The sequence below is a fragment of the Candidatus Puniceispirillum marinum IMCC1322 genome, from assembly GCF_000024465.1.
In the GTDB taxonomy this organism is placed as follows: domain Bacteria; phylum Pseudomonadota; class Alphaproteobacteria; order Puniceispirillales; family Puniceispirillaceae; genus Puniceispirillum; species Puniceispirillum marinum.
Genome location: NC_014010.1, coordinates 2,634,226 through 2,655,573, shown reverse-complemented (window position 1 = coordinate 2,655,573; position 21,348 = coordinate 2,634,226). Strand labels below are relative to the sequence as shown.

Here is a 21,348-nt window from a genome sequence, read left to right as displayed (position 1 = left end):
CCGGGTGGCTTAATTGCCTGTTGAGGTCATCACCACAATTTCACGATGCGCGACATGGCTACGCACGAAATCGACATTGGCTTGCCACCAGTCCGACCCATAGAATTTTTCTTCCAGCTTCGGGATATCTTCCAACTTGTCACAGCTACGGATCCAGATAAATTGCGTGCCAAGCTCATTGACCCAGGATGATGGAACTTTAAAGCCCGCTTCATGCAGAACCGGCACCAGCTTGTTATGGAACAGATCAAGCCAGTCATCCATCTGCCCTTTATTAATGGTGTAAATGCGAAGATGTGCCGCGGCCATGTCATGCCTCCTGAGTATTTGTAGATAGTGATGATAACAATTAATGTTTATTGGTTGACGATTACGCAATTCAATACTCATATATTGGGTACACGAATACAAATCAAATCTGTCAGCTTGGCCATTAACACCAGCCGGACACCCAGTACGGCCCCCATAAACGCCCAATGCGCAACAAGGAGACCCGCATGAAAAAACCTCTTATCATCATTGCCGCAATACTCACCACCGCTTCGGTAGCTGTGCCTAATATGCTGTTCGCGCATGATGGCGCTACCGGTATTGTAAAAGAGCGTATGGATAATTTCAAAGCAACACAGGGGCATCTAAAGGCCATTGGCGGATTAATGCGCAGTCAGGATTACGCCGCCATCATTGAACATGCCGAACAGATCAAGGCCTGGGCCGACAAGATACCGGAATATTTTCCTGCCGGCAGTGGCGCCGCACCATCAGCCGCCAAAGCGCGTATATGGGAAGATTTTGACGGCTTCAAAGCGGCGGCAAAAGCCCATGCAACAGCAACGCAAGGCATCATTGATGCGGCCGCGGCAGAAGATATGACCGCCCTGACCTCTGCCTTTCGGGCAACAGCCGATTCATGTGGTGGATGTCACAAAGTCTTTAAAAAATAGATATGTCTTGCGCCCTGTCTTTATCTGGCATGCTGTTCTGATGAGCAACCATGGGTGACGTTCTTGCTATTTCAGTGCCGTTTTTTGCGCTGATTTTTGCTGGCTTTGGTGTGCGGGCAACAGGCCTGTTTGACAATGCGGGCGCGCGCACATTGGCAAAATTCGCCTTTTACGTTGCCTTGCCACCGATGCTGTTCATCAAGGTTGCGGTCAGCGATCCGGCAGATATTTTCAACTGGGGCTTTGTCTGGCGTTATGAAAGCGCAACCATTTTACTGTTTCTTGGTACAGCCTATCTGTCGCGGTCACTGTTTGGCTTTGAACGTCTGACAAGTGGCATTTTTGGGCTCAATATCGCCTATCCGAATTATGGCTATATCGGCGTCCCTTTATGTATTCTGGCCTTTGGTGATGCCGCGGCTTTGCCGCTAGCATTGTTGTTATTTGCCGATACCATCGTTCTGCTGATGATCCTTGCCTATTTTGCCGCCAATACAAAACAGGGGCTGGCGCAGGCTGTGCCGCGTATTCTGGCTGAAATGGCACGTAACCCATTGCTTCTGGCGGTCGTGGCTGGCCTTTGCTATGCAGCATCTGATATCCAGATGCCGGTCATTGCCAGCCGGACGTTGAACATGCTGGCCGATGCGGCGCCTCCTGTCGCTTTATTTGCTCTTGGTGCCACACTATATGGTCAGCCGATCCGTGCCGCCGCCGCCGAAGTCAGTATCATAAGCCTGTTCAAGCTTATCATCCATCCTATGCTGGTGGCAGGTCTGTTTCTGCTTATACCCGGTCAGGATATATTATGGATCAAGGTCGCCATTCTATCGGCCTGTCTGCCAGTTGCCGCCAATGTGTTCATGCTGGCCGATCACTACCAGACCTATGCAGGCCGTTCTGCCTCGGCCATTTTCGCCAGTACTTTGCTGGCCAGCCTGACGGTGCCGATAGTGCTCTATATCCTGTTCACTATGCTTGGCTAGGCCACAATGTCATTATCCTCAGCTAACCTGTGAAAATCGGCATCGGTAAAGGGGATCACTTTCTCGGCTTCGACATCATAAAGATTACGTTCGATACGCGACAGAGGGCCTAGATAGACATGAATGGCATAGCTTGGCGTTGATCCTGTACATTCAACCGTATGAATGGCATGGGGACCTATCGACACAACGTCACCCGCCTGCATGTCAACCGACTTGCTCTTGGTGATAAAATTGTCCCCAGCCGTGCTGAAAAAATTATTCCGTTCCTGTCCGTCATAAATACCGATCACTGCTGATGTCTGATGATCATGCGGCGGTATTGTGTAACCGGGACGAAACCGGCAATAGAAAATCGAAATAGACTCATCCTCATATAACACCTCTTCATCCGTATCGAATTTTGGCATCGCCAGACGAACCGCTTCGGGATGTTCAAAATAACGATCCATTTCAGCGCGAACCGCTTTTGCTGGTGATGGGGCTTTTGCAGCTTTGCGCATGCAGACAATAAATTCATCAAGATCAAAAGCCGGTTGCGCGGACGCTGTTATGTTTTGTTTATCGGTATCGTATGTATCGATCATGATCCCACCCTTTTATATAGTCACATAACCATGCTGCCATTTTACGTCCTTAATCAATGGTTTTGCAAAAATATTGTTAATGCAATTACACTAACGCATTGACATAAATATAAAGCTTAACAATGAATATATATGACAGATAATCTCCTCTTCACCCCCGTCACCGCTGGTGCCTTGGCATTGCAACACCGGATTGTCATGGCACCGATGACACGCATCCGCGCTGACCGCATCACATTGGCACCAACCACGGATAATGCAGACTATTACAGTCAACGCGCATCCGAAGGCGGCCTGATCATCACCGAGGCGGTTCATATATCGCCCGAAGGCACACCTATCTGGACAATCTATCAGAACGTGCGCGACGATGGCGGCCAGGTGCCTGGCATCTGGACCGACACACAGCGCGATGGCTGGCGTGAAGTCGTCAGTGCTGTTCACGCCAAAAAGGGGCTTATTGTCTGCCAGCTTTTACATGCCGGACGCATTGCCCAACCCGAAATTGGTGATCATCCGGTAGTGGCCAATAGTGACTTACCCCTGCCTTCGGTTTCGGCATCTGCGATAGCTATGCCACAGGGTGACGAAGACAATCATTATGGCTGGGATCAACCCAATTCAACGCCGCGGGCATTGGCCACCACCGAGATGCGCCGTATTTGCGATGATTATGCGCATGCCGCCCGCATGGCCAAAGATGCAGGGTTTGATGCGATTGAATTACATGCCGCACATGGCTATCTGATTGACCAGTTCCTGAACCAAAGCACCAACCAGCGCGATGATATCTATGGCGGATCGCTGGCAAATCGATGCCGGCTTTTATTCGAAGTTACCGCCACATTGATTGATGTGATGGGCGCAGGCCGTGTTGGCGTGCGGCTGTCCCCCTATCTAAATGACCCTGAAACAGGCACGCCAAGCGCCACCTATTTTGGTGCCGAAAGTGATGATGCCGACGCTATCTATAGCCATGCTGTACGCGGCCTGAATGATTTTGATCTTGCCTATCTGCTATTGACCGAACCACGCGTTGGCAGCATGGCCTCGGATCCTGAAAGTGACCAGGGCTATCATCATCCTTTGGCATTACGCCATTACCGGACATTATATAATGGTATGCTGATGGGGGCTGGGGGGTTCACCCCGCTGACAGCTGCCACCGCTATCGAGCAGAATGCCTATGATCTGATTGCCTTTGGGCGGTGGTTTATTTCAAATCCGGATTTACCTGATCGCATTCGCCATGGTCATGATCTAACTATCTATGATCGGGCTACCTTTTACAGCGGATCAAGCGCAGGGTACACTGACTATCCTGATCGCCATGATCGCGCCAAGGCCGACGGTTACAGAATGATCGCCATTGCCAATGTGGGGGCGTCCTTGCCCAAATCCGCGCAGACTGGGGAAAAGTTTAAATAGCCTTGCCGATATTGTTTGATGAACCGGTATTTGTCATTATGGTACTGCGTGCTATTGATGAACATCACCATTCGAGGAATTGACCCATGCAACTATTCTACACCACAGCATCGCCCTATGTCCGCAAAGTTATGTTAAGCGCCCATGTGCTTGGCTTTGCCGATGATCTGACACTGGAAACAGTCGATTGGGCAAGCCCTGATGGCATCGCCAAACTTGCGCTGAACCCGCTTGCCAAAGTGCCGGCCTTGATTGCTGATGGTAAATTGATTGCCGATAGTCGGGTCATTATGGAATATTTTGATCTCCGGGCTGGTGGCGGTAAAATCATCCCGAATGATCCTGAAACGCGCATCGATGTCCTAAGCCAGGCCGCCTTGATCGAAGGCATGATCGATGCCAGCATCCTGATTGTCTATGAAACACGCCTGCGCCCCGAAAATATGGTGATGGACAGCATCATGCAACGCTATCGTGACAAGATTATCCGTGGCCTTGGCATGGTTGGCGCCGCCACAACCAGCTATGACAATGGGGCGTTACCGACGGTTGCCGATATTGCCCTTGCCGCCTTGCTTGATTATCTGGATTTCCGCAACATTGTGGCATGGCGTGATCATGCCCCGCATCTTGCTGACTGGATGGCTGGTTTTGCCGCCGCTGTTCCGGGCTATCAGGACACTATGCCCAAGGCTTGATAGCGCCCCACACAATCAACAATCAGCCAAGCTCGGCTGATTGCGCCCACAGATTAATACCGGCATCTGATGCAAATCTGTCGATTTCGGCCAGTTCTTCAGAGCTAAAAGCAAGATTAGCAAGCGCGCCCACACAATCAACGATCTGTTCAGGGCGGCTGGCACCGATCAAGGCTGTTGTCACCGGACTGGCAGTCCCTTGATCGCGCAAAGTCCATGCAAGCGCCATTTGCGCCAATGTCTGCCCTCGACCTGATGCAATCGCATTCAGCCCTTCGATCTTTGCCAGATTTTCAGGATTCAGAAATTCAGGCAAGAATGATCCCCCGACCGAAGCACGGCTTTCAGCCGGAACACCGCCAAGATATTTATTGGTCAGCAGACCTTGTGCTAATGGTGAAAAGATAATCGATCCAGCACCCACCTCGTCAAGCGTGGCCAGCAACCCGTCTTTTTCGATCCAGCGATTCAGCATCGAATAGCTTGGCTGATGTATCAATAAAGGCACGCCCATATCGGCTAGCATGGCCGCCGCTTGCTTTGTGCGCTGGGTATTATAAGACGAAATACCGGCATAAAGCGCTTTGCCTGAATGCACGGCATGCGCCAATGCACCCATGGTTTCTTCAAGCGGCGTCGAAGGATCAAAGCGATGCGAATAGAAAATATCGACATAATCCAGCCCTAGGCGCTGTAATGACTGGTCAAGGCTGGCCAGCAGATATTTACGACTGCCCCATTGACCATAGGGCCCCGGCCACATGTCATAACCTGCTTTGCTGGAAATAATCAGCTCATCACGATAGGGCTTGAAGTCTGTCCGTAATATCTCGCCAAAGGCGGTTTCGGCACTGCCTGGCGGGGGGCCATAATTATTGGCTAGATCAAAATGCGTGATGCCGAGGTTAAACGCGGTACGGCACATTTCACGTTTGGTCGCATGGTCGGTGGTTTCGCCGAAATTATGCCACAAGCCCAGCGAGATGGCAGGCAGATCAAGGCCACTGTTACCACAACGTCGATATAGCATATCGTCATATCGTTTTTCATTGGCTGTCCATGGTGTATGCGTCGTTGATCGCGACATCGAGATGCTCCCTGTTGATAGGCTAAAACGTCTGGATTATGAAAATCTTTGAATTGGTAGATTGAAAATAACGCCGATAGGCACGCTTGTCACGGCTAAGTTTGTTGCAATCAGTCCTCACACCAGCAATGATGAATATATTGGTTCCCTCATCCATATCTGGATATTTACATGCATCCTGTCGCTGATACATTTAAAGACGCTTCGCAAACAGATGCACCTCCCAACTTTCAGCGTATTCTCATTCTGGGATCAGCCCCAAACAGCCTTCAGGCAGCCAACTGGCCTCGTGAATTGTTTGACAAGATTGTTGTCATTAACAACGCCTGGCGCGTTCGTGATGACTGGGATGATATTATCTATCCCTATGATTTTGCCCCCGAAAACATGCCGCCGCAGATAGAACCGCATCAACAGATCATCGATGAACATGCCTTTGTGCCGATACAGAATGACTATGGCGGCTTTGTCTATGCAGGGGCGACAATGGCTTACACTGCTGGCTATTGGGCACTTGGCCATTACAAGCCGACCCAAATAACCTTCATGGGCTGTGATATGCATTATCCCGATACAGGTAAAACGCATTTTTATGGTACGGGTTCGCCCGACCCCTTGCGTGATGACATCACCCTGACATCACTCGAAGCCAGTTCGGCGCGCCTTTACAGTCTGGCCACACAACAGGGCTGTCAGCTATTCAATCTATCCGACGGCATATCGCGGCTTATATTCCCCCGCATATCGATCACCGCCCTGGCCTCAGGTGACGCGCATCCCCCGACACACGCGGTTGATGAAGCCCAGATTGGCATCGCCCTGAACCGCGAAGCCCAGCTTGACTATTACGTGCCAAGTGGCCGCTATTGGGATGATCTCAGTCAGTTTGACAAAGACGCCTTGATACAACTGGATGCGCTATGGATGAGTACAATCAAACGTAAGAATAAACAGCATGAAAATGCAAAAGATCATGCACTAGATTGTTGAATTCTGTCCTGGAACACCTACTTAATTAGAGGAACAAGATGTTGTGTAACTCAAAAATGGTGCCATATACGTGATTAAGTCAATTGTAGCTGTTGGACAGAATGGTGAGATTGGCTTTAAGGGCAAGCTACCCTGGGAAGGCACCTTCATTGAGGATCAGCAATGGTATATGGACAACACGCTGAACGCTGTTCGTATTGGCTGTTCTGGTTCGATCAAAACCATAGATGACGAGCGCGCATTCTATATTGTCAGTGCGCGTAACATCGTCGCACCTGGCAGCCTTGGTATTTATAACTGGCAACATATGAAACCGCATGAAATCCTTGCCGATGTGCAGGCCAAGCATCCGACCAAGGATGTTTTTGTCGTTGGCGGCGTACCGTGGTATGAAGCCAGCGCCTATGCGGTTGAACAATTACTAATCACGCGGATCAATGGTAGCTATACACATGACCGTGCGATTAATTTGGATATTTTGTTGCAAAACCGTAAATGCATGAAATCATGGCAAGGGCAAACAACGCCTGATCTTTGCTTTGAAATATGGGAATAGGTAGCTTTGACAAGCTCATTCATTTCATCCATAAGGAATAATGTAGTTTTTGGCTTGATATTTGCCATTAAGTTCATACGTAATAACGAAGAAATTGCCTACAACATCCATCGGAACTTCACTTTTGTTCCACCTAAAATTATTTTGACCGTTTGATGAGAACAAATTAGATGATGACACCATACGATGCCAACGATGACGCAGTTTCTCATGACACAGATACTGGTAATTCAGACATAACCGCCACGCCTAGTCGTGAAGAAGCCGAAGCTGCCGTTGAGGTGCTTTTGCGCTGGGCTGGTGACGACCCGACTCGTGAAGGTCTTGTTGGCACCCCCGGCCGGGTGGCACGCGCGTGGAAAGAATTCTGCGTCGGCTATACCGAAGACCCTATGGAAATGCTTGAGCGCACCTTTGACGAAGTCGAAGGTTATGATGATATGGTCATGTTGCGCAACATCCGCATGGAAAGCCATTGCGAACATCACATGGTGCCCATTCTGGGCGTTGCCCATATTGCCTATATGCCTGACAAGCGTGTTGTGGGCATTTCCAAGCTGGCACGTGTCCTGGACAGCTTTGCCCGCCGTCTGCAAACACAAGAAACCCTGACCGCCCAGGTTGCAAACTGTATTCAGACAGCTTTAAAGCCGAAAGGCGTGGCCATTCTGATGGATGCCCAGCATCAATGTATGACCACCCGCGGGGTACGCAAACCTGACGTATCAATGCTGACAACGCGCTTTACCGGCGTATTTGAAAATGATGCTGATTTACGCGGGCGTTTTCTGGATCAGGCCAAGCGCGGCTAACATCGCGCTTTTCCCTTTATATAGAGCTGGGTATATATTGCTGTGCATACGGTGCTGGGTACGACGCCCTAGGCGTTGCTTTCGTCAAGTACCTTGACTGGGCCTGACATTTTCAGCTCCCTGGCGCTGGCTTCGGCTTCGTAATTCAGCACGAACACACCTGCAAAATGATTTTCCTTGAACACAAAGCTGCCTTTAAGCTCATTGATAAAGCTCTGCGCCTTTTCCTCATATTTTTTCAGCTTGTTGATATCTTCGAACTTGATCAGTATCGACAGATCGCCACCTTTGCCAATCGCCACATTGATCGCCTGAAATTTATATTCGGCAATTTTGCCGCCTAGATAATCCGAACAGAATGCCGCGGCAACCTTGGCTTCATTTACATTGGCGAATTTATACTGGTAGATTTTTGCGTACATTTTACAGCGTTTCCAATTGACTAAGCATATCGTTGACCATTGATTCAGCGGCGTCACCTTCGACACGCACCTTATTCAGGACTTTGGTTTGCAAGCCCATCTCGACTTGAAATTTCTGCCCTTGGGTTGTCAGTTTTCCGCGATCATTATCATCGACTTCACACAAACCGGCTTCGACAAACATCTGCAGCTTGCTGGCATGAACAGGCAAGCCACTGAACAATGACATGAAGTTTCTGAAATCGCGGTTATTTGAAGACTCGAAACGGTCAAAGAATGTATCCATCGCCTTCATGATCTTTTGCGATGTGACTTCCTTTTGCTCGGTATGCGTATCCAGCTGATGTGCGATCCGCTTGGTCAGTTTCTTGACCAGCTCAACCTTGTCAGGTGATGTTACTTTTGGCACCCAGTTCAACATACATAATGTGCCAAGCGCATAATTATCTTTGTTTATGACCGGAAAGCCTGCATAGGCACCGGTAAATTCGCCTGATTGCACAGCTGGCGATTTATTATAAACGTCATGCTCACAAATATTAGGGATCAGCAAAGGCTCGGTTTGCAACAAAACATAAGCGCAGAGGCTGGTATTGCGGTTGCCTTTGGTGTCTGGGTCGCTATTTGGCATACCTATTTTGGCGATATGGCATTGATCTTCGCTATCAAACAGGCTGAAAATAGCCGCATCATAATCCAGTAAATCCTTGGCTATTTCACAATAGACGCGAAACATATCGCCTTGATTGGTATCAATGATACCGGTGTTTTGTACGACCTGAACCCGGCGGTCTTCATTATCTGGTCGAGGCGCTGGCGCTAAAGTCATAACGTACTCCATCACTGAAACAACAGTTAACAAGCTTAGGTGTGATTACATTAGTTTGTAAACACTCTAAATTAGATAATTATTAAATAACTTTGAATATGCCGGATGGCCTAGACTGGCCAGAGAAACGATACCAGCACCGCAGCATATATCCCCCCGCACAAGGCCAAAGCCAGAAACACCGCCGCACTACCATAATCCTTGGCGCGCTTGGATAGCCCATGATGGTCGAATGAAATCCGGTCAATGGCCGCTTCAACACTTGAATTGAGCAATTCAACAATCAGAACCAGCATCACGGACGCGATCATCACTGTCTTTTCCATATAGGTGACAGGCAGATACACAGCCACCGGCACAAGGATCAACGCCAGAATAAGCTCTTGGCGAAATGCGCTTTCTTCATTAATGGCAAATACCAGACCGGCAATGGAATTTTTGGCCGCCCGCATTGCGCGGCTAATGCCCTTGTTACCTTTATGTGGGTTATCAATAATATTATATGTCGTGTCGGCGCGGCTTGCGACAAGGTGACTTTCGAACAAAGACGTCGCCGCATCCCACGAAAAGGTTTCCGCATAGGCACGCACCTTATCGCGTGGCAAGCTCAGAGCCGCTTCGCAAGCCACCTTCAGGTCATGATCCAGAACACCGCCTTGAGGTGCTTGTGACGCTTCCGGCATTCCTACAACATCGATCGGACCTGTAACCGGAAAGGCAGCAACAGGCACTCCACAGGCCATCGCTTCCAGCAAAACGAGACCAAAAGTGTCTGTTTTACTGGGAAAAACGAACACATCTGCAAGATTATAATAATACGGCAAATCCTCTTTACTCTTGGTGCCGATAAAATTGACATCGGGATATTTGGCTTTCAGCTTTTTCATCGCAGGGCCATCACCGACAACCCATTTTTCGCCATCAAGATCAAGCGATAGAAACGCTTCAAGATTTTTTTCAACCGCAACACGGCCAACCGACAGATAGATTGGTTTTTTATGTGGCTTGCGCTTGTCATCTGGTGTGAATAAATCCAGCTCGACACCGCGAGGCCAGTAAACTGGATTCCCTATCTTCCATGTCTGTAAATCCCGCAAAACTGTCGGGGTCGGCACCATGACCGCTTTCGAATGCTTATGAAACCAGCGGATAAACATATAGGTCAATGATAACGGTATCATCGTGCGCGAATGAACATATTCGGGAAACCGCGTATGATAGGCTGTCGAAAAATTCAGATTATGCCGCACCGCATAATTACGCGCGGCCATCCCCAGCGGTCCTTCGGTGGCAATATGCAAAATATCGGGCGCCGTCTCACGGATAATCTCGGCAACCCGCGCACTGGGAAACAGCGCCAGACGAATTTCCGGATAGGTTGGGCACGGAAATGATCGGAACAGATCCGGTGTAATCATCGTGACCTCATGCCCGCGACTGGTCAGAATATTGCGTGTATAGGTCAAGGTGCGCACAACCCCGTTAACCTGAGGATACCAGGCATCGCTGACTATCAGTATTTTAAATTGTTTTGTGGCCATTACCTTAAAGCGGTTAATGCATCAGTCAGGGACTGCGGCGCCGCCTCTCCCTTGGTTGCATCCTTTGTATCACGCGCATCAAAGCTAATATCGGCAGCCGTGTGCGTGTGCGTATCTTTTATAAATGGGTAAAGAGCCACAAAATCGTTCCATTCTAGGATTTCGATACGCCCGTCATGATGTTCAACCAAAGCCGATAATGACTCGACCCAATCACCGTCATTGCAATAGGTAATGCCGTCAATATCACGCATTTCGGGTTTGTGGATATGGCCACATACAACGCCATCGCAATTTTTGCGCTTAGTCTCGGTAACAATCGCTGTTTCAAAAGCCGATATAAATGAAACCGCTGATTTGACCTTTAGTTTGAGATATTGTGAAAATGACCAATAAGGCCAGTTGAAAAACCGCCGGCCAATATTAAGCCAGCGATTCATAACAAGCAGGAATGTATAGGCATAATCCCCAAGATAGGCTAGCCATCTTGCATGCTGAATCACATTGTCAAACAGGTCGCCATGCACAACCCATAACCGCTTTCCATCGGCTGTTTCGTGAATAAAGTCACCATGTATTTGCACATCACCAAATGAAAGGCCGTAATAGCTTCGCGCCGCCTCATCATGATTGCCCGGAATATAATAGACTTGGGTGCCGTGCCGGGCTTTGCGCAACAACTTTTGCACAACATCATTATGTAACTGTGGCCAGTACCAGCTTCGTTTCAGACGCCAGCCATCAATAATATCACCAACAAGATACAGCGTTTCCGATTGGGTATATTTCAGAAAATGTAAAATTTCGGCAGCTTTCGACCCTTTGGTGCCAAGATGTAGATCCGAAATCCAGATCGTACGGTATTTACTAATCTCAGGATACATATCCACACCACAAATATGCTTAATTGATTGCGGCAGATATTGCGATTATAGCGTGACAATAATATTACAAGAATTTTACATTTATATAACAGACACCGGCTTGATGTTGCCATGCCTTCAGCTATATAGTTGCTTAAACACAAGCCCCATCGACACAACCATCAAAAAACTGCCAATCGACAGATCGCGATAGCGGTTTGGCCCGATCAACAGCCTGTTCACCACAGGACTGCTGGCCAGCAACACAACCCCGATATAGACAAGCGTATCGATTGTTCCAGCCACCAATGCCATCTGCACATGCACAAGGCTGGATTGCCCGGGGCTCAGAAACTGGCTGAATACCGATAGGAAAAAGATCGCAATTTTGGGATTGAAAATGGCAATCAGAAATCCATCACGAAACATATGGCCAAGCGGCAAGGCTTTAGTGTCAGCATCGAGGGAAGCGGGACGAAGCGCGCTGGAAAACAGCTTCCAGCCAACATAAAACAGAAAACAAGCACCTAGAAACTGCAAAACACCCAGCGCTACCGGACTCGCAAGCAACAAAAGCCCCAGACCGGTTGCCGAGGCCAGCGCGTATAGTGATACGCCTATACCATGCCCAATCGACGCCATGAAACCGGATGCTTTGCCACCTTCGCGCATACACGCCAGAATGACCAGCAAGCTTGGCCCTGGAGACATCGCTCCCATCAGACATATAAAACCCAGAGATATCCAATCGTGAAACAACATACCTGAAATTTATCCTTTCACGACATCTGAAATGCTAAATGGACTATGCCTATCACGTACCGAACAGTCCAAAGCCAAACGCCATTGCAACGCCAAAGATGATATGGGCGGCCAGAGCCAGCCCGCATACCTTGACCGGATTTGGTGTTTTACGCGCCAAAATCCCTTTCCCCATACAGGGCAGAAATATAAACCACGGCACAACAACACTGGCGGCTCCGAAATAGATACCATCCAGCCATGTGGTACCAAACCAAGGCGTCTGATACATCAGCACCGCATAAATAACGCCATACCCAATCGACACCGCGTAATGCAGCGTCCAGCCTGCCGCAGCTTCATTTTTTATGGTGGCTGTATCATCAAGCTGGTCATTCACAAAACGACCCGTACCGAGCCCGACGATCAGCCAGCGTCCAACCACTCCCCAATTGGTGGCTGGAATGCCGACAAGACGTTGCAGACCTATCTGCCACAAATCCAGAATAATACAGGCAAAAACGCCTGCCAGAAAAATTGTCAGAAAAATGCTCATGGGAACCTGCTTGAATGGCGTTACATGATAATCATTAAAATATAATTTCGACAGCTTGGCCTGTTTCTATATCATAGGCAACAGCCCCGCCACTCGACACGCTCATGCCCGTCATGGCGCTGATCGTCACAAAATGGGTTACCATCAGAACAGGGACAGCCGCGTTATCCAGTCCGGCCAGAAACTGGCGCAAGCTTTGAAGCGTTGCGGCACGCGGGACAATCGCCTGATAAAATGAATTCAATCCAGGCAAAGGTGTCACCACCCCCTGGTCAAGCAAATGTGCCGTTTCCAGACAGCGACACCATTGGCTTGAATAGACTGCACCAAATGATATGCCCGCGCTTGCCATCGTCGCCCCCAGATCACGCGCTTGTTGCCGCCCCACGTCATCAAGATTGCGCTGGGTTGCACAAACCGACATTTCAAAATTTCCGGGATCACCAGTACCCGGTGCCAGAGCATGCCGCATAAACAACACCTGCCCGAAAGGTGCCTTAGCATATTCGCCAATCGTCATGGTTGCGGCTAACACCTGCCCCGAAGCACAAAAAATAAAAGCGATAAAAATCAATGCGCTGAAAGTTAATTTCATATTCTGTATCACCTGATAAACCCCGCTATAAAAATATACCCAAACCAGTTCTTATATTATAGCCAAGGGGTAAGAGATTTGCTATACGATGGTTGAGTCTATCGAATATCCCTCATTGCAAATGGAGATACCCTTGCTTCAACAAGGCGATATTTTACGTGACAACGGCACTGGTCAGTTTCTGGAAGTCATGGGGACAAAAGTCCTTATGGGTATCACCCATTTTGAACTGCAGAACAAGACCACATTGACCTACCTTACATTGTCTGAGCATGGGATCAAAATCCGCTTTACCCCGACAGGCAACATCAACGATCAACAAATCGCCTAACAGCCTGTCGCAGGTTTTGTCCTCCTGACTCATGACACCCTTGATCCATGATGCCCTTTCATGTGGATAGAATCCACCTTGTGCCAGCTGGCCTAGTGGCTAGGCTGACACCGTCACATGAAGCGAACCTGACATATTTTTTCGCGCCAGATCCAGCTGGGTTTTATCCCACAGATCTGTGATGAAGAATGATATCTGTCATATATTTACCACATATTGAAAATTGCTAATATTCAAACATTGGTTGACTTTATCGTCGTAACAATGAATATAAAATATTATATTGTAATGAAAATTTTATTCTTGGAGTTAAAATAAAGTTAAGAAATAATATTAACACAACTATAGGAGGTAATAATGGTCGGCAATTTAAATGCACTGACCACGATTTTTACTGAGTTCTATTATTGGGTTACCGTAGTCTTTATGTTTCTTATTCATGTCGGGTTCTGCATGTATGAGGTTGGCGCAAGCCGTCGCAAGAACCATCTTCACACGCTAATGAAGAATATCATGATCATTCCTTTGGTCACGGTCACTTTCTTTTTCTTTGGATGGTGGATCTATTGGGCATTCCCCGATTTCCCGCTATTCGGCGGACTTGACCTTGAATCAGGCGCGGCCAATTTGCCCTGGTCCGAAAATATGGCCACCAATCTTGATGATCGCATTACTGGCGTTTTCTGGGCGGCATTCCTGCTATTCTCATGGACAGCCGCTTCAATCGTATCGGGATCCGTTATCGAGCGAATCCGGTCAAGTGCCTTCTGGGTACATGCCGTACTGATTGGTTCGGTGTTCTGGATTGTCGATGCGGCATGGGGCTGGCATTACGCTGGCTGGATGGTGCGCGAACTGGGCTATCATGATGCCTATGCTTCGGGTGTGATTCACGCTATTGCTGGCGGCTATGCGCTTGGTGTTCTGGCGGTGCTTGGACCCCGCATTGGCAAATTTGCCAAGGATGGAACCCCACGCGATATACCCCCGCATAATCCCTGGTTACTAAGCGTCGGTCTCTTCATGATCTATACTGGTTTCTGGGGCTTTTATGCCGCCTGTAATGTACCGGTTATTTCACCTGAAGCTATCGGCGGGCAAATCACCGGTGATACCTGGACAGCCACCAATATCTATCTGGCACCAACCTCGCTTAGCGCGATAACCTTTAACTTCCTGATGTCGCTATCGGGTGGACTGATGGCTGCTTACATTATCTCCAAGGGCAATCCGTTCTGGACCTTCTCTGGGGGCCTTGCTGGCATTATCGCGGCCTCGGCAGGTAATGATCTATACCATCCGATACAAGCGATGCTCATCGGGGCTGTCGGCGTTGTAATCGCTTACAAGCTACATTACTGGGTTGAGCGTAGATTCAAAATCGATGATGCGGTTGGCGCGGTTGCTGTGCATGGCTATGCTGGCTTTATCGGCCTGGTGATATCGGGCTTCGTCCTCTGGGGTGTTCCATCATCACCATTTGAAGGCTATGCCACCATCAATCCGCTTGGTCAATTTGTCGGGGCGGTGATTATGTTTGGCGTGCTTGGCTTCCTGCCTGCTTATATCGTTACGCGTATTCAGGCGAAGATGAATGTCCTACGTATTCCTGAAAAAGTTGAAATCGAAGGGCTCGATTATGGCGATAATGCCGTTTACGAAGCAGCCAAAGCCGACATTATCGCATCTGACAAGACACATTTATAAAGGAGAACATTATGTCAACTATCGGATATGAAAGCTGGGCGGTTGATCTTGCTGATGTCGGTGCTGTCTATCCCTTTCAGGGATGGGAGGTCACCATGACAATCATCGGTGTTATCTTCTGGCTTGGCTGGCATCGCATACAGTTCAAAGCCGAAACCAAAGAGCTGGATGAAGCATCAAAAGGCAATGATTCAGCCAAAGTCAAAAGCTTTATCAGTGGCTATTGATGAACTAAATATACTAAAGAAAAAGGCAGCTTTCGCTGCCTTTTTTGATATCCGACATTTGCTTCAAGTATCTATGACAGGCTAGCTAGCAAGGCCTTTAATTTCTTTTTGCTTTTACCCATCGCCTTGGCTTTGGCAATGTCATCCTTATTTGACAGATCACCGTCAACAACGACCAGTCCGATCATGCCCATGCCTTTATGCGGGGTGCACCAGTAGTAATAGATGCCTGGCGCATCAAAGGTGATTGCGGCTTCCTTGCTGTTCTTTGACTTGAATTTCATACCGTTTGGCGAGGCGATGATTTCGACATTATGCCCTTTTGACGAAGGCACCCAAGTCACGGTATCGCCACTATCAATCATGGCAATCTCTTGGCTATAGACCATCTTGTTACCATCGGCGTCTTTATTCAGCATTTCAATGGTTGTATCCGCGGCAATGGCGGGGGTGACGAATAACGCAATCAGTGCGCATAACATAAATTTCATAAACATATTCCTTACAAAGATGACAGCACCATTGCCTAGCAAGACAAGTGATGCGCGATGATGGATAGATGGCGTGTGCCAGCGTATCGCACAATGCGACGCATCGCCTCATCCCGATCAAAACGCCACAAACTATGGCAAATCCATATATCACCCAGATTGCCTGATTGACGCCGCCCAGCGCTTATTGATAGGTTCGAGACATGAAAAAATTTGCGTCTGATTTGATTGTTACGGCGCGCGATGCCTTGGCTGGCCGCGTCATCCATACCCCCGTTCTGCCGCTAGAAAGCAGCAAAATCGCTCCCTATATTCCGGCTGATACCAAGCTTTTCATGAAACTCGAATTGTTTCAGCATACAGGCTCGTTCAAGGCGCGCGGGGCCTTGCTTGGTGTTGACTGGCTGGCAGATGCGCAAAAGGCCAAAGGCGTTGTCACCTTCAGTGGTGGCAATCATGCGCTAGCCACCGCCTGGGCAGCCCGCAAACAGGGCATCAGCGCCAAAGTCCTGATGACCGAGGCCGCTGATCCGATCCGCATCGAAGGTTGCCGCGCGCTGGGTGCCGAGATTGTTCTGGTGCCTGATATGGCACGCGCCTTGCCCATGCTTGACCAGATTGCCGCCGATGAAGGCCGGCATATCCTGCATCCTTTCAATGATGTAAATATGGCCTATGGCGCGGCCACTTGCGGCGCCGAATTTGTCGAAGACGCGCCGCCGCTTGATATCATTGTTCTGCCAGTTGGCGGTGGTGGCTTGATTTCGGGCATGGCCGCGGCGATCAAGCGGCATAATCCGGCAATTACCGTGATTGGTGTCGAACCAAAGGGCGCCGACAGCCTAAGCCGAAGTTTTGCCACCGGTACCCCTGCCACGCTTGACCGGATCGATACCATCGCCGACAGTCTGGGTGCGCCGATGGCGATGCCTGAATCCTTTGCGCTGGCGCGCCAGAATGTCGATGACATCGTGCTTATCGATGATAGCGCGATGGCCGACACCATGTTGCTGATGCGACATGCCCTCACCTTGGTTGCCGAACCAGCCTGCACGGCATCACTAGCCGCCGTTCTGGGGCCTTTGCGTGATCGGATCAGGGGAAAATCGGTTGGCGTGCTGGCTTGCGGCTCGAATATCAGCCCCGATCGCTATGCCCGCTATACTGCCGATGCGTCTTTGCCAAGACTGTGATATGGGCGGAAAGTGTCACCCCAACCCTCCTTACAGGCCGGATAGGTATGTTTCATTTCTAGACTTCTCTAACTTTGTTCAAAAGCTTGTTCAACTTTATTAATCACCATAGGGTCTGCCATTCTGGCGGAAGTGATTAAAATGGCTGATATGTATTCAATTCGAATAACACTAGTTAATATACTTCATGTTGCGTGGCATCTATGGCCACGTTTTCTGGTTTTTATCTTTTGTCTGCCTGCTATCGATCTGCTTTTTACACATTTAGTTTTGAGTCAACTTTCACAAGGTGGGCAAGCCCTAGCATTTCATTATGCTTCCATTGCTTGGGGGCTTATCATGGCTTTTGCATATTTATGTGCATGGTCATGGATATTGTCAGGCTGGATACGTCATGAGCTGGTTCCAGATGACATGTCGCATCCTCTGCCAGCAGGCGCGCATTTTCGCGCTCTATGCTGGCATCAGTTTTGTGTTGGTTTGATTTGCGGCTTGATTAGTCTGATCGTATTTCTTCCGGCTTGGGTACTCATGATTACATATGGTTTGGCAGATACTTATGGCCCAGAATATCCGATCTCGGACGTAAGCTTTTTTATCGCGTTTATCATTCTGACATTCATTGCAATTTTTATCATAGAGCTTTTCTATCTTAGATATAGTGTCGGCATCATGTCACTGACTCTATACGGGCAGAAAATGTCGCTTGGTGAGGCTTCTGCCTATAGGTCTGAACATGAACCCATCGGTCTGACGCGCCATTTTGCGTTCTATACGGCATGTTATTTAGTTGCAATTGGCGCAATAGGCGAACTGATACGCACTGCCGTTGAATCCGCGATACCATCTATACAGATCATCGATTATCTCTCGATGCTAACCATCATGCCCGTACATTTGGTCGCCGTTATTGGCGTTGTGGCACTGATAACCGGCTATCTCAAAAACATGCCACCGCATCATTAAACCCCCAAAAATACCGATCCTGACGATTTTGGCACGGCATTTGCTATCACACAGGCGGGAAGTGGTAGCTTCTGCTCCTTACCTTTATAAAACTTCGTCAAACCAAGCGGTTGCGGAACAATCCACTTCCCACTTCTGCCTAACTAGATGATATGAAAATGATAGCCTACCGCCGGGTTGCCTGCCGCCGGGTTGCCTACCGCGGCAACCAGTCTATCGTCATATGGCTTGCGGCTTGTTGCTAGCTTGGTCGCCTTCGCCCCGTCTTATGATGTCAGATCAATGACACCGGATGGGGGATTGTGAGGCGACATATCGTGCCGATAGATGCAGGCACGCGGTGAAGCCTGTATATATTTGACAGAATTTATTACCTCTACATAGTCTCACAATGCAACCTAATATACAGTTTCGGCACCATTACCTTTTGCCAGTTGGTTGTTGTTTTTGTTTACGATGAGGCGACATCATGTTGGTAACACGCTGTCTTCTGCTGGTTCTCTTTGGATATATATTTTACGCTGCCTTTGGCGTTATCGGCTGGTGGTCATTGCCGCTTTTATGGCTGGTCTGCGGGCTTATTGATGTCAGCCGCCACCGCCAGATCACACCTCGCTTATTGCGCGATTACTTTTTGGGCAAGGGCCTATTGACCTGGATTTTATCGCCTTTGAATGTGCTGGCTGACCTGCTATGTGTGTCCACGCCGCATGTTTTGACGCTGGATTCCTATCCCGCCGCCCATCAGGCCGAGATCAAAGCGGTACTGGCCGATTTTGACCGCAATAAAGACCAGATCGAACAGCGCATCAAAGCGCAATCCAGCGCGCAAAGAACCATGCTGTTCTTTTCATGGTATGGCCAGCCTCTTGACAACTCGACGCCGGCTTTTGCCAAGCCCTATAAATATATCCGCACCATTGGCGTTTCGACCTTTCAGCCGCATACAAAGACTTCGTGGCATTTTGGCCCCCTGCGCCTGAGCGTACGCATTCTGTATAATTTCGCCCCCAGCCAGACCGAAGATGCCTTTATCGAAACCACGCATGTCAGGCATCTGTGGCGGGACGCGCCGCTATTTATGTTTGATGACACGCTGTTGCACCGCAGTGTGAATGATACAGATGATACGCGCTATTGCGCCTTTATTGACATATTGCGCCCCAGCTATGCGCACAGGCTTATGTCATCGATGATGGCCTGTATCGCGGCGCTGATCAAAAGCTATCGCGGCATGTTTTATAAAAACTGGGACATGCTCTAGGGCGCGTGGGTAACGGTGTGGGGTGTTTATCCATGCGCATAATTGACAATATCTGCCGCATAAGTATGGGGTCAATGACACCCGATTGAGGTTAGCGGAGTTCCTCTTAAGTATAGCGGAAACATTTTAGAATTAAAGTAAATGGATAAATCTTTGTTACTTGGTTGTTATTTTTCAAACTTGCAAAAGCAAGCATAAATAGAGAACACACCGTAACGTATTTTTCGATAATGACTAGATTTCTTTACACCAAAACCATACCCCCTGAACAAAGTGAATAAGCTATTGAAAGTAAAAAATCTAATGTGGGAATCGAATGGATTGCAAAACCATCTTTCGTATCTACCTACAAGAATTCTCAGAAAAGCCAAATACCATGATGAATCAGGAGTTGTACAGATGACTATAGAGTTTTCCCCTGTAATCTTTTCAATTGATGACATGGCTGTTTCCATGTCCAATATATGTTCAATAACTTCGCAAAATATTACAACGTCATATTTACCACTCTTTAAAAGTTCCTCATAAGTTTCCAGCAACGTTATTTTTTTTTGTTGAATAACAGGATGAAAATCTGTCCATATCTCAAAGCACACATGTTGATTGCCAGGAAAAGCCGATTTTACCTCTTCTGTGATTTCAGCAACGCAAGCACCAAAATCCAAAATACGCAATTGCCTTGGCTCTTCTCCAAAATGACTTTGAATACACGCCTTCACAAAATTCACTCTATCTGGAAACGTAGGGTCGCTAGTTTTCTGGAGATCAGGTCTTACATTGTCACTTTCATATTGTTTTGCTGTTTGCATCCCAACTTACCTTAAAACCGTTATGATAAGCGCAAGTTATATCATATTTATCTAACCAAGTGAAAGGCTTGACGTCATAGGTCTGCCTAACACTTTGGTCATAGATAAGCAAAGCTACAAGCTAGCTATTACTCGTGTTCACCGCCAACGCCTCTGGCCAAAGAAACAAAGCGATTTGGCTGGATACGTGCTGTTTGAAAGGTTGCAACCGTTACAACGATACCAGCAATCACCAAAGCATGGGCAACAGCCGAAACACCAAACACTGTTATTGAACCCGTACTCATTGCGAAAATTATGCACCACATCCACGCTAAAACTTGCAGCACGATATGTCTGACCTGAATGTCTGGAATATGTTTCAACGGATTATGGTTATGTTCCATTACAACATTCCATAAACTTAATATAAATGTTTTCATTACTGACTCCCCCAAAAAAATAATTTATTATAAACAAATCCCGTAGTAAACAGGCCATTTTGGTAATATTTTTTGCTGTTTTGGCAATAATGCTAATCTATATTCATTCTTCCGCCTTGGGTTTGGCGCCAATGGGGCGGCATTCCCATTCCCAACAGCTTTTGGCCGAAAACGTAACGAACAGTCTATGTCATCGATGCTGGCCAGTATCGCGGCACTGATCAAAAGCTGTCGCGGCATGTTTTGAAAACGGGGATATGCTCTAGGGCGCGTGGGTGACGGTGTGGGGCGGATGGGCTGGGG

25 protein-coding genes and 1 pseudogene are annotated in these 21,348 nt (G+C 48.3%); 13 read left to right on the top strand and 13 right to left on the bottom strand.

What is annotated here, in order from left to right:
* Positions 1-9 precede the first annotated feature (9 nt).
* Positions 10-309, bottom strand: a complete 300-nt coding sequence (locus tag SAR116_RS12550; RefSeq protein WP_013047321.1) for an NIPSNAP family protein — start codon at positions 307-309, stop codon at positions 10-12.
* Between the two features lie 188 nt (positions 310-497).
* On the opposite strand from SAR116_RS12550, the gene SAR116_RS12545 reads away from it, so the two are divergent.
* Positions 498-944 (top strand): c-type cytochrome, encoded by a 447-nt coding sequence (locus SAR116_RS12545; protein WP_013047320.1) that lies wholly within the window; start codon positions 498-500, stop codon positions 942-944.
* Positions 945-994: 50 nt separating this feature from the next.
* Entirely contained in the window at positions 995-1,930 is a 936-nt protein-coding gene (locus SAR116_RS12540; protein WP_013047319.1) for an AEC family transporter, read from the top strand.
* Here SAR116_RS12540 and SAR116_RS12535 read toward each other — a convergent pair.
* Positions 1,927-2,517 (bottom strand): cysteine dioxygenase, encoded by a 591-nt coding sequence (locus SAR116_RS12535; RefSeq protein WP_013047318.1) that lies wholly within the window; start codon positions 2,515-2,517, stop codon positions 1,927-1,929. The genes SAR116_RS12540 and SAR116_RS12535 overlap by 4 nt on opposite strands.
* A gap of 132 nt (positions 2,518-2,649) precedes the next feature.
* On the opposite strand from SAR116_RS12535, the gene SAR116_RS12530 reads away from it, so the two are divergent.
* Together SAR116_RS12530 and SAR116_RS12525 are read left to right on the top strand one after the other, a co-directional pair.
* The gene (locus SAR116_RS12530) at positions 2,650-3,945 is read left to right on the top strand and encodes an alkene reductase (RefSeq protein WP_013047317.1); all 1,296 of its coding nucleotides are present in this window, start codon (positions 2,650-2,652) and stop codon (positions 3,943-3,945) included.
* 86 nt (positions 3,946-4,031) lie between these two features.
* Positions 4,032-4,643 (top strand): glutathione S-transferase family protein, encoded by a 612-nt coding sequence (locus SAR116_RS12525; protein ID WP_013047316.1) that lies wholly within the window; start codon positions 4,032-4,034, stop codon positions 4,641-4,643.
* Positions 4,644-4,665: 22 nt separating this feature from the next.
* Here SAR116_RS12525 and mgrA read toward each other — a convergent pair whose 3' ends face one another.
* Complete coding sequence (gene mgrA / locus SAR116_RS12520; RefSeq protein ID WP_013047315.1) at positions 4,666-5,730, bottom strand: L-glyceraldehyde 3-phosphate reductase; 1,065 nt, start codon at positions 5,728-5,730, stop codon at positions 4,666-4,668.
* 171 nt (positions 5,731-5,901) lie between these two features.
* Between mgrA and SAR116_RS12515 the strand changes: the two genes are divergently transcribed.
* The 3 genes from SAR116_RS12515 to folE all read left to right on the top strand — a co-directional run bounded on the left by SAR116_RS12515 (position 5,902) and on the right by folE (position 8,088).
* Positions 5,902-6,720 (top strand): hypothetical protein, encoded by an 819-nt coding sequence (locus tag SAR116_RS12515; protein WP_013047314.1) that lies wholly within the window; start codon positions 5,902-5,904, stop codon positions 6,718-6,720.
* A gap of 70 nt (positions 6,721-6,790) precedes the next feature.
* Positions 6,791-7,276 carry a dihydrofolate reductase gene (locus tag SAR116_RS12510; protein ID WP_013047313.1) on the top strand — a complete coding sequence of 162 codons (486 nt, stop codon included), beginning with the start codon at positions 6,791-6,793 and terminating at the stop codon, positions 7,274-7,276.
* Positions 7,277-7,446: 170 nt separating this feature from the next.
* Positions 7,447-8,088, top strand: a complete 642-nt coding sequence (gene folE, locus SAR116_RS12505; RefSeq protein WP_013047312.1) for a GTP cyclohydrolase I FolE — start codon at positions 7,447-7,449, stop codon at positions 8,086-8,088.
* Between the two features lie 68 nt (positions 8,089-8,156).
* On the opposite strand, the gene SAR116_RS12500 is transcribed toward folE, so the two are convergent.
* From SAR116_RS12500 to SAR116_RS12470, 7 genes and pseudogenes are all read right to left on the bottom strand, one after another.
* On the bottom strand, positions 8,157-8,510 hold the full coding sequence (locus SAR116_RS12500) for a hypothetical protein (RefSeq protein ID WP_041860958.1): 354 nt from the start codon (positions 8,508-8,510) through the stop codon (positions 8,157-8,159).
* Position 8,511: 1 nt separating this feature from the next.
* Complete coding sequence (locus SAR116_RS12495) at positions 8,512-9,339, bottom strand: GAF domain-containing protein (RefSeq protein ID WP_013047310.1); 828 nt, start codon at positions 9,337-9,339, stop codon at positions 8,512-8,514.
* Between the two features lie 110 nt (positions 9,340-9,449).
* The gene (locus SAR116_RS12490) at positions 9,450-10,880 is read right to left on the bottom strand and encodes a diacylglycerol kinase (protein WP_013047309.1); all 1,431 of its coding nucleotides are present in this window, start codon (positions 10,878-10,880) and stop codon (positions 9,450-9,452) included.
* A gap of 149 nt (positions 10,881-11,029) precedes the next feature.
* A pseudogene (locus tag SAR116_RS12485) lies at positions 11,030-11,764 on the bottom strand (UDP-2,3-diacylglucosamine diphosphatase); the annotation flags it as partial.
* A gap of 117 nt (positions 11,765-11,881) precedes the next feature.
* Positions 11,882-12,454, bottom strand: a complete 573-nt coding sequence (locus SAR116_RS12480; protein ID WP_190275452.1) for a LysE family translocator — start codon at positions 12,452-12,454, stop codon at positions 11,882-11,884.
* A gap of 103 nt (positions 12,455-12,557) precedes the next feature.
* Positions 12,558-13,040, bottom strand: a complete 483-nt coding sequence (locus SAR116_RS12475) for a DUF2938 family protein (protein ID WP_013047306.1) — start codon at positions 13,038-13,040, stop codon at positions 12,558-12,560.
* 34 nt (positions 13,041-13,074) lie between these two features.
* Complete coding sequence (locus tag SAR116_RS12470) at positions 13,075-13,635, bottom strand: histidine phosphatase family protein (protein WP_013047305.1); 561 nt, start codon at positions 13,633-13,635, stop codon at positions 13,075-13,077.
* An 88-nt stretch (positions 13,636-13,723) separates the two neighbouring features.
* On the opposite strand from SAR116_RS12470, the gene SAR116_RS12465 reads away from it, so the two are divergent.
* The 3 genes from SAR116_RS12465 to SAR116_RS12455 all read left to right on the top strand — a co-directional run bounded on the left by SAR116_RS12465 (position 13,724) and on the right by SAR116_RS12455 (position 15,900).
* Positions 13,724-13,966: a hypothetical protein gene (locus SAR116_RS12465; RefSeq protein WP_013047304.1), complete on the top strand. Its 243-nt coding sequence runs from the start codon at positions 13,724-13,726 to the stop codon at positions 13,964-13,966.
* 357 nt (positions 13,967-14,323) lie between these two features.
* A complete protein-coding gene (locus tag SAR116_RS12460) occupies positions 14,324-15,673 on the top strand; it encodes an ammonium transporter (protein ID WP_013047303.1) in 1,350 nt (449 codons plus the stop codon).
* A gap of 11 nt (positions 15,674-15,684) precedes the next feature.
* Entirely contained in the window at positions 15,685-15,900 is a 216-nt protein-coding gene (locus SAR116_RS12455) for a hypothetical protein (RefSeq protein ID WP_013047302.1), read from the top strand.
* 71 nt (positions 15,901-15,971) lie between these two features.
* On the opposite strand, the gene SAR116_RS12450 is transcribed toward SAR116_RS12455, so the two are convergent.
* The gene (locus tag SAR116_RS12450) at positions 15,972-16,391 is read right to left on the bottom strand and encodes a plastocyanin/azurin family copper-binding protein (RefSeq protein WP_013047300.1); all 420 of its coding nucleotides are present in this window, start codon (positions 16,389-16,391) and stop codon (positions 15,972-15,974) included.
* A 203-nt stretch (positions 16,392-16,594) separates the two neighbouring features.
* On the opposite strand from SAR116_RS12450, the gene SAR116_RS12445 reads away from it, so the two are divergent.
* From SAR116_RS12445 to SAR116_RS12435, 3 genes are all read left to right on the top strand, one after another.
* On the top strand, positions 16,595-17,584 hold the full coding sequence (locus tag SAR116_RS12445) for a threonine ammonia-lyase (protein ID WP_013047299.1): 990 nt from the start codon (positions 16,595-16,597) through the stop codon (positions 17,582-17,584).
* Between the two features lie 339 nt (positions 17,585-17,923).
* A complete protein-coding gene (locus SAR116_RS12440; RefSeq protein ID WP_148212309.1) occupies positions 17,924-18,550 on the top strand; it encodes a YfhO family protein in 627 nt (208 codons plus the stop codon).
* Between the two features lie 469 nt (positions 18,551-19,019).
* Positions 19,020-19,814 (top strand): aspartyl/asparaginyl beta-hydroxylase domain-containing protein, encoded by a 795-nt coding sequence (locus tag SAR116_RS12435; protein ID WP_013047297.1) that lies wholly within the window; start codon positions 19,020-19,022, stop codon positions 19,812-19,814.
* Positions 19,815-19,981: 167 nt separating this feature from the next.
* On the opposite strand, the gene SAR116_RS12430 is transcribed toward SAR116_RS12435, so the two are convergent.
* Both SAR116_RS12430 and SAR116_RS12425 read right to left on the bottom strand, forming a co-directional pair.
* Positions 19,982-20,623 (bottom strand): methyltransferase domain-containing protein, encoded by a 642-nt coding sequence (locus SAR116_RS12430; protein ID WP_013047296.1) that lies wholly within the window; start codon positions 20,621-20,623, stop codon positions 19,982-19,984.
* 128 nt (positions 20,624-20,751) lie between these two features.
* Entirely contained in the window at positions 20,752-21,045 is a 294-nt protein-coding gene (locus tag SAR116_RS12425; protein ID WP_013047295.1) for a hypothetical protein, read from the bottom strand.
* Between the last annotated feature and the right edge of the window lie 303 nt (positions 21,046-21,348).